This window comes from Streptomyces sp. NPDC045026 (assembly GCF_056432625.1).
The window spans coordinates 1-16,907 of the sequence record NZ_JBWKIS010000010.1 but is presented as its reverse complement, the minus strand read 5'-3'; the positions used below and the strand labels follow the sequence as shown (position 1 = coordinate 16,907).

General features: G+C 71.5%; 17 protein-coding genes. 7 read left to right on the top strand and 10 right to left on the bottom strand.

Annotation, left to right across the window (positions count from 1 at the left end):
• Positions 1-65 precede the first annotated feature (65 nt).
• Both AC07EJ_RS22035 and AC07EJ_RS22030 read left to right on the top strand, forming a co-directional pair.
• Positions 66-272, top strand: a complete 207-nt coding sequence (locus tag AC07EJ_RS22035; RefSeq protein ID WP_389485164.1) for a hypothetical protein — start codon at positions 66-68, stop codon at positions 270-272.
• 264 nt (positions 273-536) lie between these two features.
• On the top strand, positions 537-1,424 hold the full coding sequence (locus tag AC07EJ_RS22030; protein WP_389485161.1) for a glycoside hydrolase family 19 protein: 888 nt from the start codon (positions 537-539) through the stop codon (positions 1,422-1,424).
• 103 nt (positions 1,425-1,527) lie between these two features.
• Here the strand turns inward: AC07EJ_RS22030 and AC07EJ_RS22025 are convergent, their stop codons facing one another.
• On the bottom strand, positions 1,528-2,151 hold the full coding sequence (locus tag AC07EJ_RS22025) for a helix-turn-helix domain-containing protein (RefSeq protein WP_389485159.1): 624 nt from the start codon (positions 2,149-2,151) through the stop codon (positions 1,528-1,530).
• Between the two features lie 129 nt (positions 2,152-2,280).
• Between AC07EJ_RS22025 and AC07EJ_RS22020 the strand changes: the two genes are divergently transcribed.
• Together AC07EJ_RS22020 and AC07EJ_RS22015 are read left to right on the top strand one after the other, a co-directional pair.
• Positions 2,281-3,411 (top strand): aryl-sulfate sulfotransferase, encoded by a 1,131-nt coding sequence (locus AC07EJ_RS22020; protein WP_389485157.1) that lies wholly within the window; start codon positions 2,281-2,283, stop codon positions 3,409-3,411.
• The gene (locus tag AC07EJ_RS22015) at positions 3,408-4,742 is read left to right on the top strand and encodes a uracil-xanthine permease family protein (protein WP_478884770.1); all 1,335 of its coding nucleotides are present in this window, start codon (positions 3,408-3,410) and stop codon (positions 4,740-4,742) included. Before AC07EJ_RS22020 ends, AC07EJ_RS22015 begins: the two co-directional genes overlap by 4 nt.
• A 35-nt stretch (positions 4,743-4,777) precedes the next feature.
• On the opposite strand, the gene AC07EJ_RS22010 is transcribed toward AC07EJ_RS22015, so the two are convergent.
• On the bottom strand, positions 4,778-5,704 hold the full coding sequence (locus tag AC07EJ_RS22010) for an aminoglycoside phosphotransferase family protein (protein WP_389485153.1): 927 nt from the start codon (positions 5,702-5,704) through the stop codon (positions 4,778-4,780).
• A gap of 66 nt (positions 5,705-5,770) precedes the next feature.
• The gene (locus AC07EJ_RS22005) at positions 5,771-6,598 is read right to left on the bottom strand and encodes a LysR family substrate-binding domain-containing protein (protein WP_478884769.1); all 828 of its coding nucleotides are present in this window, start codon (positions 6,596-6,598) and stop codon (positions 5,771-5,773) included.
• A 58-nt stretch (positions 6,599-6,656) separates the two neighbouring features.
• Here AC07EJ_RS22005 and AC07EJ_RS22000 point away from each other — a divergent pair, with 58 nt between their 5' ends.
• Complete coding sequence (locus AC07EJ_RS22000; RefSeq protein ID WP_362902967.1) at positions 6,657-7,061, top strand: DUF5997 family protein; 405 nt, start codon at positions 6,657-6,659, stop codon at positions 7,059-7,061.
• A 464-nt stretch (positions 7,062-7,525) separates the two neighbouring features.
• Here AC07EJ_RS22000 and glsA read toward each other — a convergent pair whose 3' ends face one another.
• The 5 genes from glsA to AC07EJ_RS21975 form a co-directional block, all read right to left on the bottom strand.
• Complete coding sequence (gene glsA, locus AC07EJ_RS21995; protein WP_478884768.1) at positions 7,526-9,310, bottom strand: glutaminase A; 1,785 nt, start codon at positions 9,308-9,310, stop codon at positions 7,526-7,528.
• Positions 9,311-9,380: 70 nt separating this feature from the next.
• Positions 9,381-10,196 carry an ABC transporter permease gene (locus AC07EJ_RS21990; RefSeq protein WP_393581865.1) on the bottom strand — a complete coding sequence of 272 codons (816 nt, stop codon included), beginning with the start codon at positions 10,194-10,196 and terminating at the stop codon, positions 9,381-9,383.
• A 97-nt stretch (positions 10,197-10,293) separates the two neighbouring features.
• A complete protein-coding gene (locus tag AC07EJ_RS21985; protein ID WP_329578382.1) occupies positions 10,294-11,178 on the bottom strand; it encodes an ABC transporter permease in 885 nt (294 codons plus the stop codon).
• A gap of 12 nt (positions 11,179-11,190) precedes the next feature.
• Positions 11,191-12,393 carry an ABC transporter substrate-binding protein gene (locus AC07EJ_RS21980; RefSeq protein ID WP_393581864.1) on the bottom strand — a complete coding sequence of 401 codons (1,203 nt, stop codon included), beginning with the start codon at positions 12,391-12,393 and terminating at the stop codon, positions 11,191-11,193.
• Between the two features lie 110 nt (positions 12,394-12,503).
• Entirely contained in the window at positions 12,504-13,538 is a 1,035-nt protein-coding gene (locus tag AC07EJ_RS21975; RefSeq protein ID WP_389485141.1) for an ABC transporter ATP-binding protein, read from the bottom strand.
• Positions 13,539-13,651: 113 nt separating this feature from the next.
• Between AC07EJ_RS21975 and AC07EJ_RS21970 the strand changes: the two genes are divergently transcribed.
• Both AC07EJ_RS21970 and AC07EJ_RS21965 read left to right on the top strand, forming a co-directional pair.
• Entirely contained in the window at positions 13,652-14,470 is an 819-nt protein-coding gene (locus AC07EJ_RS21970) for a FadR/GntR family transcriptional regulator (RefSeq protein ID WP_393581862.1), read from the top strand.
• Positions 14,424-15,230 (top strand): cache domain-containing protein, encoded by an 807-nt coding sequence (locus AC07EJ_RS21965; protein WP_478884767.1) that lies wholly within the window; start codon positions 14,424-14,426, stop codon positions 15,228-15,230. The genes AC07EJ_RS21970 and AC07EJ_RS21965 overlap by 47 nt, the downstream gene beginning before the upstream one ends.
• A 10-nt stretch (positions 15,231-15,240) precedes the next feature.
• Here the strand turns inward: AC07EJ_RS21965 and AC07EJ_RS21960 are convergent, their stop codons facing one another.
• Together AC07EJ_RS21960 and AC07EJ_RS21955 are read right to left on the bottom strand one after the other, a co-directional pair.
• The gene (locus tag AC07EJ_RS21960; protein ID WP_389485135.1) at positions 15,241-15,807 is read right to left on the bottom strand and encodes a GNAT family N-acetyltransferase; all 567 of its coding nucleotides are present in this window, start codon (positions 15,805-15,807) and stop codon (positions 15,241-15,243) included.
• 43 nt (positions 15,808-15,850) lie between these two features.
• Positions 15,851-16,690, bottom strand: a complete 840-nt coding sequence (locus AC07EJ_RS21955; protein WP_478884766.1) for an alpha/beta fold hydrolase — start codon at positions 16,688-16,690, stop codon at positions 15,851-15,853.
• Positions 16,691-16,907: the final 217 nt, after the last annotated feature.

Here is a 16,907-nt window from a genome sequence, read left to right as displayed (position 1 = left end):
GACTCGTTGGCTGATTCCTCCGGTGCCGGGGGCGTCGCCAGCCAAGGAAAGAGGGAAGTCTCGACGTGTGGGCCGCACAGCACGAAGCTCCGATCTACAGTCGGCTCATCCAGGAACGAGGCGACATCCCCGCCCAGGTCCGTGCCGTAGCCGAACAGACCCTGCGGGATCTGGAACGGGTGATGCCGGCGCCGCTGCCGCGCTCCACGCCGCCGCAAGCGCCCCAGGCCCAGGCGCCGGCGCTCAACATCGGCGGACAGGGCTCGCTCTAGGGCATACGGAAGCCGGCGGCACGGGGAATGATCCCCGAGCCGCCGGCTTCCGTCGTGTTCCGTTCCCGATCAGCCCCTCGCGGCCAAGTCCTTGAGCGCGATGTCGAGTTGAGGTCAGTGAGGTCAGCCCTGTCCGGAACTCCACCGCCGCTGCGGGACTTCTGGTCTAGACCTTGACAGGTTCAGACCAGGTTCGCTTGAGTGACGGCACCCCCCATGGCGGCGCCGGGCTCACCAACTCGCGCCGCGCGAAGGAGCGTTGGCATGATCAAACGCGTCACGAGTCTTGTCGCCACCCTGGCCGCGGTCAGCGCCGTGGTCGTCATCGGCCCGGCCGGCACGGCATCGGCGGCCGAGTGCGCCGCACCCTGGAACTCCTCGTCCGTCTACACGGGCGGCGGGTCGGCCTCGTACAACGGACACAACTGGAACGCCAAGTGGTGGACCCAGAACGAGACCCCCGGCACCTCCGATGTCTGGGCGGACCAGGGCGCCTGCGGCGGCGAGACGAACCCCGGCGACCCCGATCCGTCCGGCTTCGTCGTCAGCGAGGCCCAGTTCAACCAGATGTTCCCGAACAGGAATCCGTTCTACACGTACAGCGGACTGACCGCCGCGCTCAGCGCCTACCCCGGCTTCGCGAACACCGGCAGCGACACGGTCAAGCGCCAGGAGGCCGCGGCGTTCCTGGCCAACGTCAGTCATGAGACCGGCGGCCTAGTGTACATCGTCGAGCAGAACACCGCCAACTACCCGCACTACTGCGACACCAGCCAGTCCTACGGCTGCCCGGCGGGCACCGCCGCGTACTACGGTCGCGGCCCGATCCAGCTCAGCTGGAACTTCAACTACAAGGCCGCGGGCGACGCGCTCGGCATCGACCTCCTCCACAACCCGTACCTCGTGGAACAGGACGCGGCCGTGGCCTGGAAGACGGGCCTTTGGTACTGGAACACGCAGAGCGGCCCCGGCACCATGACGCCGCACAACGCCATGGTGAACGGCGCGGGCTTCGGCGAGACGATCCGCTCCATCAACGGCAGCCTGGAGTGCAACGGCGGCAACCCCGGCCAGGTCCAGAGCCGCATCGACCGGTACAAGGCGTTCGTCCAGATCCTGGGCACCACACCGGGCGACAACCTGAGCTGCTGAGGCGCCACCGCGCGTGACCTGCCGCCGGGCGGGCCTGGAACCCACCAGGTCCGCCCACCGCCCGTCCTGCCCGCGACGGCCATGAGTCCGAAATGTCCCGCCGTCAGGGCTCCAGGATCTCGACGTGATCCGCCACCGCCACGACCACCACGCGTGAGTCCGGCTCGACGGCGTGCCAGCGGTGCCGTACGCCGCCGGACAGCAGAATGCTGTCGCCGCGGCCGAGCCGGTGCACCCGGCCTTCCGCCTCCACCTCGACGGCGCCGTCCGCCACGTACATCAACTCGTCGTTGCGGTGCCGGAATTCACGCCCGGCGTTCTCCTCGCCGGTGAACTCCAGGGCGTGGACCTGATGCGTCCCGCGCGTCAGCGGGCGCACACCTGTGCCGGGCACAAGGCCTCCGGAATCTCCCGCACGGACGACATCGACCGTGCGGGTCGTGTCCGAAGCGGCGAGGAGCTGGACGGCCGTGGTGTCGAGCGCGTCGGCGATGCGCTGGAGCGAGCGCATGCTGGGACGCGCCCGGTCGTTCTCGATCTGACTGAGGAACGGCACCGACAGACCGCTGCGCCCGGTGACCGCGGCGAGCGTCAGGTCGAGTGCGCGCCGACGCCTGCGGACGGCGGCACCGACCCGCGGCGTCCGCTCCTGGCTCTCGGCAATCCCGCCATCGTTCCTGTCATCGTTCCTGTCATCGTCCCTGCCCGCGACAGCGCCCTTGCTCATGCCCGAACCCTAATCGTGGCCCGGCTCCGGTTTCGCACTGCCGTTACACCCACTTAACAGAACTTCACTACGGTCAAACCTGCTTGACCTCATCAAAGAAACTTTGACGCTCAAGAGGGAGACACCCACGTGCCCGCCGTCGACCAGAACTCGCGCCGCCGCCACGCCACCGGACTGATCGCCCACGACCCGGAGACCGCGTTCCCGGGCTACACCCTCTTCGCGCCGCTCACCGGCTCCGGCGAGGTGTACCTCGTCGACATGGAGGGACGTACCGCGCACGAGTGGAAGCTGCCGTACCGGCCGGGCCGGCACGCGCGGCTGCTGCCCGACGGCGTCCTCGCCTACAACGGCGTACTCCCCGGCGAGGAGGCGCTCTTCCCCATGTGGCACAAGTACCGCGGTGGCGTGATGCTGAAGGCCGCTCCGGACGGAACCGTCCTGAGTGAACACCGCGACCCGCTCCAGCACCACGACGCACACCACCTCGACGACGGCCGGATCCTGTACACGGGCCTCGAACCCCTGCGGGGCGCGGACGCGGCCGGTGTGGTCGGTGGCGTGCGCGGCTCCGAGGCCGCGGGCAAAGTGGTCTGGGCCGACACAATCCAGGAGGTCGACGCCGACGGCGCGGTGCTGTGGTCGTGGCGCGCGTCCGAACACCTCGACCGGGAGACCTACGCGCTGCACCCCGCGTATGCCCGCGAGCACTGGCCGCTGATCAACAGCGTCACACCTCTGGCCGACGGGAACATCCTCGCAAGCCTGCGCAGCGTCTCCGCCGTCGTCGTCATCAGCCGCGCGACCGGCGAGATCCTCTGGCGCAGCGAGCCGGGCACCGTCTCCCAGCAACACGCCCCCACGGAACTGGAGTCGGGCGCCTTCCTCGTCTTCGACAACGGCGTCTTCCGGCCCGACTGCGATGTGCCGTACTCACGGGTCGTCGAGATCGAGCCGGCGAGCGGGAAGGTGGTGTGGGAGTACCACGACCCGGCCCGTGAGTTCTTCTTCGCGCCCTTCATGGGCAGCGCGCAGCGCCTGCCCAACGGCAACACCCTTGTCACCGACTCCCCGTCGGGCCGCCTCTTCGAAGTGACGCGGGACGGCTACCTGTGCTGGGAGTACGTCGTCCCGTACTTCGCCGGCTACGGGGAGTCCGAGGTGCGCGGTCTCTTCCCGTCCGAGCCCAACGCGGTCTTCCGCTCCTACCGTTACGCCGCCTCGCAGCTGCCCTGGCTGACCGGCGGCGGTGCGTCGTGACCGCCGTCCCGTCCCCGGTCGACGAACGCGTTCCGCTGCGGCGCCTCGTCCCCCTGTCCGTGCAGCACGTCCTGGCGATGGTCGCCGCGCCGGTGTCCACGGTGTTCCTCACCGCGGGCACCCTGCACCTGTCGCCCGCGCGCACCGCGTCACTGCTGAGCGCGGTCCTGATCCTGTGCGGGGCGGGGACGCTGCTCCAGTCCCTGGGGGTGTGGCGGATCGGGGCGCGGCTGCCGTTCGTGATGCTGCCCGGAGGGGCCGCCGCCGCGCTGTTCCTCCAGATCGCCCAGGACCACGGGGCGGCCACGGCGAGCGGCTCCGTGTTCCTCGCGGCGCTGCTCCTGGTCGCGGTCCTTCCGCTGTACGCGCGGATCGTGCGGCTCTTCCCGCCCCTGGTGATGGGGGTGACGGTGCTGTTGATCGGCATCGCGATGGTTCGGGTGGCGGCGCAGTTGATCACCGGGCCCGACGGGCTCGGGCAGCCACGCGCCGTGGCCCTCGCGGGTCTCACGGTGGCCGCGACCGTCGGCGCGTACCTGCTGCTGCGCGGCGTGTGGCGGCAGACGGCCGTCCTGATCGGCATGGCGGTGGGTGCGCTGCTCGCGGCCGTCACCGGCCTGGGCAGCTTCGGCTCTGCCGCCGGTTCCGGGCTCTCCCTGCCCTCCCTTCTCCCGTACGGCGCCCCGCACTTCGACGTACTGGCCGCGCTCCCGCTGCTCATCTTCAGCCTCACGACCCTGGCCGAGATCACCGGGCAGACCGTGCTGGTCGGCGAGACGGTGGGCCGCGCCGCCGAACCCGCCCGGGACGTGCCCCGAGTGGGGCGTGCCGACGCCCTCGTCTCTGCGATCGGCGGCCTCTTCGGTACGTCGTTGATGGTCACGAGCGCCGAGAACATCGGCATCGTCCGCCTCACGGGCGTGCGCAGCCGCTTCGTGACGGCGGGCGCCGGTGCCCTCCTGGTCGTCATGGGTCTGCTCACACCCGTCTCGCGGGCCGTCGCGGGGATCCCGTCGGCGGTCGTGGGCGGCTCCTCGCTCGTCGTGTACGCCGTCATCGCCGTCCTCGGCGTCGACATGCTGCGCCGCGCGGACCTGGGCCGGGGTGCCGACGGCTCGGATGCGATGGTCGCCGCGCTCGCCCTCGCGGCGGGCCTGCTCCCCCTGCTCTCCCCGGGCCTGTACGAGGGCTTCCCCAGCTGGGCCCGCACGGTCCTGGGCAGCGGGGTGGTCGCGGGCACGCTGACGGCGGTGGTCCTGTCCGCGGTGTTCAGGTTCTGGCGGCCCGGACTGCCGGGGGCTGCGGGGGCCGGTGTGCGGGAGGCGGGTTGAGGGATCGCCGCGGGCTGTGGCGGGAGGGCGGTCGGTCAGCGAGCTGCCCGGACGAATCGGTCGTGGTCGGCCATGACCTCGTCGATCACGCGGTGGTTGGACGCGGCGCGTTCCGGGGCGGCGCCGAGGGACTGGGACATGACCAGCAGGGACTTCCACAGGGCCCAGCCGCGGGCCCGGGCCCACGTGCCGGCGTCCTGGGCGACCGTGCGGCGGAACGCCTCCCGGCTGTCCCCGGCGAACGTGCACCAGGCGATCACCAGATCGCAGGCGGGGTCGCCGACGCCCGACGTGCCGAAGTCGATGACGGCCGTGAGTTCGCCGTCGGCAACGAGCAGGTTGCCCATGGCGATGTCGCCGTGGAACCACACCGGCGTTCCCTGCCACCGCGCCGCAAGGGCGGCCTCCCACACGGCGGCCGCCCGGCGCGTGTCGACATGGCCCTCGAGCGCCGTGAGACAGCGGCGGGTCTCGTCGTCGTAATGCGTGAGCGACGCGCCCCGGTACCAGCTGTGCTTCCCGGCCGACGGCCCCCCGGTGGCGTCGCAGCGTTGCAGCGCGAGGACGAACTCGGCCACCGAGACCGCGAACTGCGCCATGTCGTCGATGCGGCCGCGGGCCGCCGTCTCTCCGTCCAGCCAGCCGCGCACGGACCACGGGAAGGGGTACTCACCACCGGGCTCGCCCTGGGCCAGGACGGGCGGCACGGCTACGGGCAGTGAAGGTGCGAGCCGCGGCAGCCACTCGTTCTCCTTGGCGACCGCGGGAACGTAGCCCGCGGCGGTGGGCAGGCGGGCCGTCATCGCGTCACCCAGGCGGTACGTCCTGTTGTCCCAGCCGTCGACCTCCACCGGCGTCACAGGGAGGCCGCTCCACTGAGGGAACTGGGCGGCGATCAAACGTTCCACGAGCGCGGCGGTGATTCCGGCTCGGCCGTCGGAAGGACTCGGAGTCGAAGCCATTCAGGGATCATCACGCCCGGAAGCCGGGCGGGGCAACGGAATATCCGTGCCCCTGACCGGCCGCGGCTACGGCCTGCGGCGCGGCTTCCCACGCTTGGCGCCGCCCTTGGGACCGCCCTTGGCCGCGCCCTTCGGCCCGGCTTTGGTCCCGCCCTTGGCGCCGGCGCCACCCTTGGTGCCGCCCTTGGCGCCGCCGCTGCGCGGGTTCTTCCCCGCGGCCGGCTTCTGCCGTGCCCCACCGCTCTTGTCGGTACGCGCGGCCTTGGCCTGCGGCGGGGTCGCCGTACGGCCGCGTGAGCTGTTGACCGTCCGCCCGCGGACGATGCCGATGAACTCCTCCACCAGGTCGGTGGTCTCGTCCTCCGGCCACGACAGTGCGACTTGGGACTCGGGGGCGTCGGTCACCGGACGGTAGGTGAGGTCCTTGCGGTGGTGCAGGCGGGCGAGCGACTGCGGGACCACCAGCACACCGATCCCGGCGGCCACCAGCTCGACGGCGTCCGCCGTCGTCTCCGGGCGCTCGAACGCGGGCTCGCCGGGGAGCTGCTCCCAGCCGAGGGTGTCGTCGAGGGGGTGCAGCACGGTCTCGTCGGCCAGATCCTCCAGGGACACCTCGTCGACCGCGGCCACGACGTGGTCCTTGGGGATCACGACCACGGTCGTCTCGGTGTAGAGGGGGATCGCACTGAGCACGGTCCGGTCCACCGGCAGCCGTACGAGGCCGGCGTCCGCCCCACGGTCCCGCAATACGTCGGATGCCTCACCGGCGGGCGTCGCGATGAGGGTGAGCGGAACACCGGGCAGCCGCTCGTTCCAGATCCGCACCCACTTGGTGGGCGTCACTCCCGGGACATACGCGAGCCGGAACGAAGGGGATACTTCCGAGCCTGTCACTCCGCCAGGTTACCGGTCGTGGTCGGAGGTATCGCACACAGTCGATACCCTTGACACCATGACGTCGCACCAGACCACCCAGACCATGAAGCCCGCGACCGCGGCGAAGAAGCTGGGTGTGTACCTCGAGGCCACCCCCGCCGAGTTCCAGGAGGGTGTCGTCTCGCGCAGCGAGCTCAACACGCTGCAGGCCGATCCGCCCGAGTGGCTCCAGGAGCTGCGCCGCAACGGCCCGCACCCCCGTCCCGTTGTCGCGTCCAAGCTCGGCATCTCCATCTCCGGTCTCGCCCGCGGCGGGATCACCGAGGCGCTCACCACGGAGCAGATCGAGGCGCTCAAGACCGAGAGCCCCGAGTGGCTCCAGCAGGAGCGCGCCACCCAGGCCGCGGTCCGCAAGGAAGCCACCCGTATCAAGGAGCGGAACGCGCAGCGCGCCGAGCAGTCCGGCGACCAGCGTTCCTGACCTCCCCGCATCACCGACCCCGCCACGGGCCTGTCAGGGCACGAACTCGGTCTCGGGGTAGCGCGGCGACGGCCCGGACAGGAGACGGCCCGGACAGGAGACGGCCCGGACAGGAGACAGTCGTCCCTGCTCCGTAGGTGAAGGTCGCAGGCTCCGGCGCCGGCCGCGCAGGCGCGACCAGAACTCCTCCCAGGACGGATCGTTCTCGCGGCCGTGTCGCCCCCGAGCGGGCGGCTGTGTCTCCCCCGAGCGAGTGCCCGAACATACCGGTCCGGCCCACGCTCCTACCTGGACAAGGACGGCAAGGGCATGAAGCTGGCGGGTACGAACGCGATCCTGCGCCGCACCGTCGTCGACAAGTCCGGCGCGATGCCCGCCGACACGACGGCGAACAGCTGACGGAGCGGCGGGGGCGGCGGGCGGCTGGGCTGCTTTTTACCGCACCGTCGTTCAACTCAGGCCCCTCAGGCCCCCTCGGGCCGGTCCACCGTCTCCGCCCCGTCGAGCGGGCTGCGCTCCAGGAAGGCGGCCGCCGCGGGGACGGCCGTGCGCAGCCGTAGCAGTCCGGCCGCCGTGAGGGTGCGGCACACCGAGTCCTCCTCGGCCATGACGCGCTGGCCCAGGCGGGCGTGGAAGTCCGCGGGGGTGAGGGCCGCGCCGGGCCCCGCGGACCAGGTGCGGCCCGCAGGTGTGGGCCGCGGGCTCTGGGCGCACACGGCCAGGCGCCCCGACTCCACGTACCAGAGGACCACGGGCTCCGCGCGGGGTGGCTCGACGGTCTGGCCGGCGGGCAGGGACATGGTGCCGAAACAGTCCGAGACGGCCTGCGCGGCCTGCTGGCCGGCCCTCCCGAAGAGGTCGCTGTCCGTCAGGGGAACCGGTGCGCAGGGGTCGAGGCCGAGGCCTGTCAGGAGTTCGTCCTCGCAGGACTCGATGGCGCGTCCGAGGTCGGCGAACTCGTCCTTGGTGTGTGTCACGGGGCGGGCCGAGGGGTCGGCGATCACCATGCGGATCCCGCGTGTGCGCAGGTCATGGCCCAGGGCGCGCAGGAGGTCGGCCGCGACGGGTTCGATGCGGCCGACCCGCGCGAGGTCCAGGACGAACCAGCGGGCGGCCTTCGGAAGGTCGCGGGCCGCGCGCAGGGTCCGTTCGGCGGTGGCGAAGTCCAGGTCGCCCTGGAGGACGTGGACGCGGATGCGGTCGGGCAGTTCGTCGAGCGCGGCCCGCTGGTCGCGGGGGCGGTGGCGCAGCGAGCGCAGCGGGCCCGGGTCGAGGGAGCGCGGCGGCAGGGGACGGCCGCTGCTGCCGGTGGCGCGCATCAGGTGCAGTCCGAACTGCTCCGACAGGAGGTGGCAGGCGGCGATGGCGCGGACGCTGTTGCCCTTCTCGTCCAGGGGCGGGCTGAACACGCCGATGCCGAACTGGCCGGGCAGCGCCACGCCGATCCCGCCCGAGACGCCGCTCTTCGCCGGGAGGCCCACGCGGAGCATCCACTGCCCCGACGCGTCGTACATCCCGCAGGTGGCCATGACGGCGAGGACGTGCTGGGCGTGGCGGGAGGCGACGACCCGTTCGCCGGTGAGCGGGTTGGTGCCGCCACCGGCCAGGGTCGCGTGCATCACGGCGAGGTCGTCGCAGGTCACGAGCACGGAGCACTGTCGGAAGTAGACCGCGAGCTGCTCCTCGACGTCGCCGGTGAGCGATCCCGCGTTGTGCATGAGGTAGGCGAGGGCGCGGTTGCGGTCACCGGTGGAGCGCTCGGAGGCGAACACGGCGTCGTCGACGGTCAGGTCCCGGCCCGCGAAGGCGCCCAGGCCGGTGAGGATGCGGGCGAAGCGCTCGTCGGGGCTCGCCCCGGCCACCAGTGAACTGGTCACGATGGCACCGGCGTTGACCATCGGGTTGGGCGGGCGGCCGGTGCCGGGTTCGAGGCGGATCGAGCTGAAGCCCTCGCCGCTCGGTTCGGCGCCCACGCGCGCCAGGACGTCCTCCAGGCCCTGGTCGGCGAGCGCGAGCGCGAAGACGAAGGGCTTGGACACGGACTGGACGGTGAACGGCACGTCGCTGTCGCCGCAGCTGTAGACCTGCCCGTCGAGGGCGCACAGGCTCAGCCCGAACAGGTCCGGGTCGGCCCTGCTGAGCTCCGGGATGTACGAGGCCGGCTCGCCGTCGGTGAGGTCGCGCAGCCGGATGCGGACGCGGTCCAGGAGCGCGGCGAGGGGATCGTCCGGCGGCTTGTTGTGCCTCACGCAGCAATCGAACACCACGGCCGGGCGATGCGCCTTCCCAAGCGGGCAACGGGTGCCCGCCGTGCCCGTGTCAGATGCGGCTGCCGGACGCGGTGTCCGAGGAGAGGCGCTGGGCGAGGTAGATCGGGATGACGGACAGCAGGACGAGGACGGCGGCGACGACGTTGACGACGGGGGCCTGCTGGGGGCGGGCCATGTTGGCGAAGATCCAGACGGGGAGGGTCTGGATGCCGGGCCCGGCGGTGAAGGTCGTCACGACGATCTCGTCGAAGGACAGGGCGAAGGCGAGCAGTCCGCCCGCCACCAGCGCGGAGCGCACCAGCGGGAACGTGACGTCGAGGTACGTGCGGAAGCTGTGCGCCCCGAGGTCCATCGCGGCCTCTTCGTACGACCCCGCCATGCGCCGCAGCCGGGCGATGACGTTGTTGAAGACGACCACGATGCAGAACGTGGCGTGGCCGACGATGACGGTGAACAGGCCGAGGCCGATGCCGAGCGGTTCGAGGACCGTGCGGAACGCGGTGTTGAGCGCGACGCCGGTGACGATGCCGGGCAGCGCGATCGGCAGGACGACGACGAAGGAGATGGCGTCGCGGCCGAAGAACTTGTAGCGCTGGCAGGCGAAGGCGATGAGCGTGCCGAGGACGAGGGCGATGGCGGTCGCGCCGAGCCCCGCCTTGACGGAGGTCCACAGCGCGTCGCGGGCGCCGGAGCTGTGCCAGGCGTCGGCCCACCAGCCGAAGGTGAGCCCGGGCGGTGGCCAGCCCGAACTGCGGTCCGGATTGAGGGAGTTGACGAGGACCAGGAGCAGCGGGACGTAGATCACCGCGAAGCCGAGCGCGGCGGCGATGCGCAGGATGATGCGCGCGGGGCGGGAGAGATTCATCGGAGGGACCTTCGCTGTGCGTGATCCGGAGGGGCGGCGGGGGCGGGCGGCGGCCCGGGACGTCAGGGGCTTCAGAGGAACCGGAGGGCTCCGGGGGTCACAGGCTGCTGAGGGCTCCGGTCCGGCGTACCGCGAGCAGGTAGAGCACGATGATCACCACGGGCACGGTGCCGAGAGCGGCTGCGAGTGGCAGGTCGAGGGTGATGTTGGAGTAGATGAGGTTGCCGATCAGCTGGGTCTTGCCGCCGACGATCTGTACGGCGATGTAGTCGCCGAGGCTGAGCGAGAAGGTGAACACCGAGCCTGCGGCGACGGACGGCAGGATCATCGGCAGGACCACGGAGCGGAAGGTGCGGCCCGTGCGGGCGCCGAGGTCGGCGGAGGCGTCGAGGAGGCTGTCCGGGAGCTGTTCGAGTCCTGCGTGGATCGGCAGGATCATGTAGGGCAGCCACAGGTAGGTCAGGACGAGGACGGTGGCGGTGAGGCCGTAGCCGGGGCCCTTGATGCCGAGCGGCCCCAACACCCAGTCCAGCAGGCCGCCTTGGGCGAGGATGAGCCGCCAGGCGTACGCCTTGACGAGGTAGCTCGCCCACAGCGGGGTGAGGATGGCGACGACGAGGAGCGGCCGCCACCGCGGGTTCGCGATGCGGGCCGTGTAGAACGCGATCGGGAACGCGATCAGTACGCACAGGGCGGTGACCGCGAGGGCGACGCCGACGCTGCGCAGGGCCACCTGCCGGTAGACGTCGGTGGTGAACAGCGCGGTGAAGTTGTCCGTGTTCCAGATCTTCACGACGTTCGAGGTGAAGGAGTCCGTGGTCCAGAACGCGGACAGGAACAGGACGGTGAGCGAGCCGAGATAGGCCAGGACGAGCCAGGCCAGTGGTGCGGAGAGCAGCAGGGACAGCTGTAGCCGGGGGCGGCGGTACAGGGCCCCGGCGAGCCGCCGGACGGGTCCGGCGGCAGGCGCGGTGTCGGTCATCGGCGGCAGGTCCTAGCCCTTGATCTCGGTCCAGGCCTGGACCCACTTGGCGTACGGGACGCACTTGGTGTCCGTGCGGCCGTCGATGCACTGGGCGATGGGCGTGGTCCAGAAGTGGACGTTCTTCCAGTACGCCTCGTCGGCCGCGTGGTAGGTGGCGCAGTGGTTCTTGTCGGCCGTCAGGTCACAGGCCTTGGCGTTGGCGGGCGCCTCGCCGAAGTATTCGGCGACCTGGGCGTTGGCCTTCGGCGAGATGATCCAGTCCATCCACTTGTAGGCGCAGTTGGGGTGCTTGGCCTTGGCGGAGAGCATCCAGGTGTCGGACCAGCCGGTGGCGCCCTCCTTGGGCAGGACGCCCTTCACGGGGACCTTCTCCCCCTGGGCGGTGTTGAGGATCACCTGCCAGCTGGTCCCGATCACGGAGTCGCCGCTCTTGAACGCGGAGACCTCCTTGAGGTAGTCGCTCCAGTACTCGCCGACGTTGGAGTTCTGCGCCTTGAGCAGGGCGACCGCCGCGTCGAACTGCTTCTGGTCCAGGGCGTACGGGTCCTTGATGCCGAGGGACGGCTTGGACTTCATCAGGTACAGGGCGGCGTCCGCGAGGTAGATCGGCGAGTCGTACGCGGTGACCTTCCCCTTGTGCGCCGAGGCCTTGTCGAAGACGGCGGACCAGGAGTCGGGCGCCGGGGAGACCTTCTTGGCGTTGTACATCAGGAGGTTGGCGCCGCGGCCGTGCGGGATGCCGTAGGCGACACCCTTGACCGAGTTCCACTGCTGGTTCTTCAGTCCGGCGAAGACGTCCTTGTAGTTGGGCACCAGCTTGGTGTTCACGGGGGCGGCGTCACCCGAGGCGATCAGCCGCAGCGACGCGTCGCCGGACGCGGAGACCGCGTCGTACTGGCCGGTCTTCATCAGGTTGACCATCTCGTCGGACGTGCCCGCGGTCTTGGTGTTGACCTGGCAGCCGGTCTGCTTCTCGAAGTCGGTGACCCAGTCGACCTTCGGGTCGTTCGAGCCGTCCTCGGCGTAGCCGGCCCAGGCGATCAGGTTGACCTGGCCCTCCGTCTTACCGAGGGTCTTCTGCGCGGAGAGCTTCGGCGGGGTGAAGTCGCTGCCGCCGGGCGAGGATCCGGCGGTGTCCGAGGAACCGCAGGCGGATGCGAGGAGCAGGGCGCCGAGCGCGGCCACCGCTCGGGACGTTCGGGTCAGTCGCACGGGGATCTCCACGGGGAGGGGACGGGCGGGCAGGCGGTAACGGTCGTACGGGGTCTGCGGCGACGCGTGCGTGGCGTGTGCGTGTACGTCAGGAGCGTGGCGGCCGGGGGTCAACTAGCCTCGGGCACCCGGAAGTTGTGCCGCCGGTGCCACTGGAGTCTGACCCGGGAGCCGCGCAGGGCGGCCACGTCCTCGGACGAGGTCTCCAGGTTCTGCTGGAGGGCGGTGAGCCGGCCGCCGGCGTCGAGGTCGACGAGGAACCGGGTCGCGTCCCCCAGATAGACGACCTCCGCGACGGTGCCGGTCGCGCTCGCGTGCTCCGGCTCGACGGCGGCGGACTCCTTGAGTACGTGGATCTTCTCCGGGCGGATGCTGTACGTCGCCCGGTCCCCCACGACCTGATCCGCCGCGGCGCCGGAGAGCAGGTTCGAGGTGCCGACGAACCCCGCGACGAAGGGGGTGGCGGGACGCTCGTATATCTGGGCCGGGGTGCCGACCTGTTCGACGCGGCCCTGGTTGAAGACCGCGATGCGGTCGCTCATCGTCAGCGCCTCCTCCTGGTCGTGCGTGACGAAGACGAAGGTGATGCCGATCTCGCGCTGGATCGCCTTGAGTTCGACCTGCATCTGCTCGCGGAGCTTGAGGTCGAGGGCGCCCAGCGGCTCGTCGAGGAGCAGCACCTTCGGGCGGCCGACGAGGGCGCGGGCCAGGGCCACGCGCTGACGCTGGCCGCCGGACAGCTGGGAGGGCCGGCGCGCCCCGAAGCCTTCGAGCCGCACGCTCGCCAGGGCCTCTCCGGCCCGCGCGAGGCGCTCGGCCTTGGGCACCTTGCGGACCTTGAGGCTGTAGGCGACGTTCTGCTCCAGGGTCATGTGCGGGAACAGCGCGTAGTCCTGGAAGACGGTGTGCACGTCGCGCTCGAAGGGGGCCCGGCGGGTGACGTCGGCGCCCGCGAGCTCGATGGTCCCGGCGCTCGGGGCCTCGAAGCCCGCGATCATCCGGAGCACGGTGGTCTTGCCCGAGCCCGACGGTCCCAGCATCGAGAAGAACTCGCCGTCCGCGATCTCCAGGTCGACCCCGGCCACAGCCTCCGTCCTGCCGAAGGACTTGCGCAGGTTCTGCAGGCGGACGGCCATTCCCTCCATGGGCGGGAACCTTTCTGGTGCTGTCGGGAGTTGGCCGTAAACATATGAAGCCATAGTTCTAATTTCAAGGCCCCGCTAAGGTAAAGGCTGCGTCAAGTGGCAAGGTGGTGACCGTGAACCGAGACAAAACCGGCGTCCGAAGAGCCGTTTTCACACCCGTCGACACGCTCGCCCGCGTGGACGCCGTGGTGCGGCGGCTCGGTGACGCCATTGACCTCGGGCTGCTCGCCGACGGTGAGCAGCTGCCCGGCGAGAGCGACCTCGCCGCCCAGCTCGGCGTCTCCACGGTGACCCTGCGCGAGGCCCTCATGGCGCTGCGGCAGCGCGGCCTGGTCACCACCCGCAGGGGCCGCGGCGGCGGCAGCTTCGTCACCGTCCCCGACGGCCCCGCCGAGGACCGGCTCCTGGCCCGCCTCGCCGACTGGAGCACCGAGGAACTGCGCGATCTCGCCGACCACTGGGCCGCCGTCTCGGGCGCCGCCGCCCGCCTCGCGGCCCGGCGCACCGAGCCCGCCGATCTGCGGCAACTGCAGAGGTCTTTGGGAGAGTTGATGGACGCCAAGGACTCGGGAACGCGCAGCCGCGTCTACGGACGCTTCCATGTCGAGCTGGCCGCCGCCGCCCAGTCGGCCCGCCTGACCAGGGAAGAAGTCACTCTCCAGACCGAAGTCGGGGCGCTGCTACGGCTGGTGCTGCACGACGACGCACGTCTCGCGGACGCCGCGGACCGTCACCGCGCCGTGATCTCGGCCGTGCATGATGGGGCCGACGACCGCGCCAGGGCCCTGGCCGAACAATGCGTGCAGACCTCCATGGCGCGCCTGATCGAACTGCGCCTCGGCCCGGCCGGCAGCGCGAGCGGTCCCCGTCCGAAGGAGGCCCCCGATGGGCAGCAACCCCCGTCCCGCACACGCCGGATCGGCGCTGCTTGACGACCTGCCGGCAGCCGACGCGGCCGCCCGCGTCCGCGACGCGCTCGAAGGGGTCTTCGACGCCGTCGGCGCCACCGCCGCGGACATCGAGTCGGTACTCTCCTCCGTCGCCGCCGAGGGCCGCCGACCGGCCACGGACGACCTGGCCGCACTCCGCCCCGCGCTGCACGCCCGGCTCGACCGCTACGACCTGGTCTCGGGGATCGGCTTCGTCGCGGCGCCCGGTCTCCTCGGCGACGTACCCGCATGGCTGGAGTGGTGGCAGCGGACCGCCGACGGGGCCGTGCAACCGCTGCTGCTCGACCTGGACCCGCAGCGCTCCGCGTACTCGGACTACACCCACTGGGACTGGTTCACGCTGCCCCGCGACACCGGGCAGCGGGCCGTCGCGGGCCCCTACGTCGACTACCTCTGCTCCGACGAGTACAGCCTCACGCTCTCGGCGCCCGTGACGGTCGGGGGCCGCTTCACGGGGGTGGCCGCCGCCGACGTCTACCTGCGGCGCTTCGAGTCCGTCGTCATGCCGCTGCTCCAGCGCCTTGCCGGGCCCGCCCGCCTGGTCAACGCGCGCGGGCGCGTCGCCGCCTCCACGGACCCCCACCACCTCGTCGGCGCCCTCACCAAGGGCCCCGACTTCGCGGCGGTTCTGGCCGGCCCGGCGCAGGGCACAGACCACGACGGGCTGCGCCTGCTGCCCTGCGACGGCGTCCCGCTGATCCTGGCCACGGCACCGCCGACGCCCTCGGCCACGCGGTCGTGACCCGGTTCCCTCAGGCGGCACCCGGCGGACGAGCCGCCGCCGCCACGGCGCTGTAGGCGCGGCCGTCCACCACGTACTCGCCCAGGGGCCGCATGCCGAACCCGTCCACGTGGACTCTCCAGGAGGGCAGGTTCGTCGACTCGATGAACGCGACCACCGCGTCGGCCCGCGCCGCGGCCGCCTCGACGGCCATGGTGAACAGGCCACGCGCCACGCCGCGCCCCCGGTGGGCCGCGTCGACGACCACGGGCCCGTAGAGCAGCCAGCGCACCTCGCTGAGCGGACGGCCATCCCAGCGCAGCGTGTCCTGCGCGGCGAGCAGACCCACGACCGGTGGCGGTGGTGCGGCCATCTCGTCGGGGCCGGAGAGTGCGAGGAGACCCGCGACCTGTCCGTCGTCGTCGGCGACCAGCAGCGTCCCGGCGGCGGCCATGACGCGCAGTGCCGCGGCGTCGAAACCCCCTTGCACGAAGCCCTGTTCGTCCCGCTGCTGTTCCGTCAGGCTGTCGCGGTGATTGGCGGCAAAGAGCGCGGCCATGGCGGGAGCATCGGCCTCGGTCGCCCAGCGATAGATCATGGAACCGATCCTGACACGGCAGGCCCGGCAAACAGGGCAGCGGCTATCCCAGGAACGAGGCCACCGTCTTTGTGAAGCGCTGTGGGTCGTCGACCCACGGGAAGTGGCCCGCGCCTTCCTGGACGACCAGTTCGGCGTGCGGCAGCAACTCCGCCATGGCGGCGGCGACCCGGGGCAGCGGGCCACCGTCCCGCTCGCCCGCCAGGACCAGGACCCGCGCGTCCCAGCCGGTCAGGGCGGCACGGGCCGCGTCGGGGTCGAAAGCCCCGGCGGACGCATAGGCGTCCGCCGCCTCCTCGTTGGTCTGCTCGACCTCTCCGGCGGCGTGCGCCTCGGCGGCAGCGTCCCAGCGCCCGTAGAAGAACGGGACCGCCGCGTCGAAGTCGTCGTCGGTCGCGGTGCCGTCCCACACCCGTGCGAACGCGTCGCGCGCGCCAGCGAACCACGGTTCGTCCGCGCGCAGGGCGGCCGCCTCGAACCGGTGCTCGGTGGTGAAGTCGACGCCGAGGGCCCGTGCGCGGGCGGTGACCATCGTGAGGGTGCGGACGCGCTCGGGGTACCTGGCCGCGTAGAGCAGCGCGAGGTCCCCGGCCGCCGAGTGCGCGAGCAGATCGACGCTCTCCAGGCCGAGTTGGACGCGCAGCGCCTCGACGTCGTCGACCTGCCGGTCGCAGCGGTACGTGGACGGGTCCGCCGGGACGTCGGAGTCGCCGGTGCCGCGCAGATCGAGCAGCACCAGCCCCCGCCGCTTCGCCAGCCCGCCCAGGTCGCCGAGGTAGGCCGAGGCGCGCATGGGCCCGCCGGGCAGGCAGATCAGGGGCTCGCCCTCCCCCACTACGTGGTAGGCGAGCCGGGTTCCGTCGGGTGCGGTGAAGGCGGGCATGGCGTCATTCTCGGGTCCGCGCGCCGATCATGGCAAGCGGATGGGCGCCCACTGGATGAGGTCGGGAGCCACCAGGCCCGCAGATTCCCGGTCCGTCCCTGATCCGCCGGACACGCCCTAGTTGTATTGAGCATGAGCGTTGTTGACACGCGCGGGCCTTGAAGAGGGCGAAGGCCTCCGTGTGTGGTGGAGGTGTCGAATCTTCACCGCACGGAGG

What these genes read in the sequence shown, in the direction of transcription:
- AC07EJ_RS22030 (WP_389485161.1), top strand. Translation starts at nt 537, where the DNA reads ATGATCAAACGCGTCACGAGTCTTGTCGCCACCCTGGCCGCGGTCAGC.
- AC07EJ_RS22025 (WP_389485159.1), bottom strand. Translation starts at nt 2,151, where the DNA reads ATGAGCAAGGGCGCTGTCGCGGGCAGGGACGATGACAGGAACGATGAC.
- AC07EJ_RS22010 (WP_389485153.1), bottom strand. Translation starts at nt 5,704, where the DNA reads ATGGCTTCGACTCCGAGTCCTTCCGACGGCCGAGCCGGAATCACCGCC.
- AC07EJ_RS22000 (WP_362902967.1), top strand. Translation starts at nt 6,657, where the DNA reads ATGACGTCGCACCAGACCACCCAGACCATGAAGCCCGCGACCGCGGCG.
- AC07EJ_RS21990 (WP_393581865.1), bottom strand. Translation starts at nt 10,196, where the DNA reads ATGAATCTCTCCCGCCCCGCGCGCATCATCCTGCGCATCGCCGCCGCG.
- AC07EJ_RS21985 (WP_329578382.1), bottom strand. Translation starts at nt 11,178, where the DNA reads ATGACCGACACCGCGCCTGCCGCCGGACCCGTCCGGCGGCTCGCCGGG.
- AC07EJ_RS21975 (WP_389485141.1), bottom strand. Translation starts at nt 13,538, where the DNA reads ATGGAGGGAATGGCCGTCCGCCTGCAGAACCTGCGCAAGTCCTTCGGC.
- AC07EJ_RS21965 (WP_478884767.1), top strand. Translation starts at nt 14,424, where the DNA reads ATGGGCAGCAACCCCCGTCCCGCACACGCCGGATCGGCGCTGCTTGAC.
- AC07EJ_RS21960 (WP_389485135.1), bottom strand. Translation starts at nt 15,807, where the DNA reads ATGATCTATCGCTGGGCGACCGAGGCCGATGCTCCCGCCATGGCCGCG.
- AC07EJ_RS21955 (WP_478884766.1), bottom strand. Translation starts at nt 16,690, where the DNA reads ATGCCCGCCTTCACCGCACCCGACGGAACCCGGCTCGCCTACCACGTA.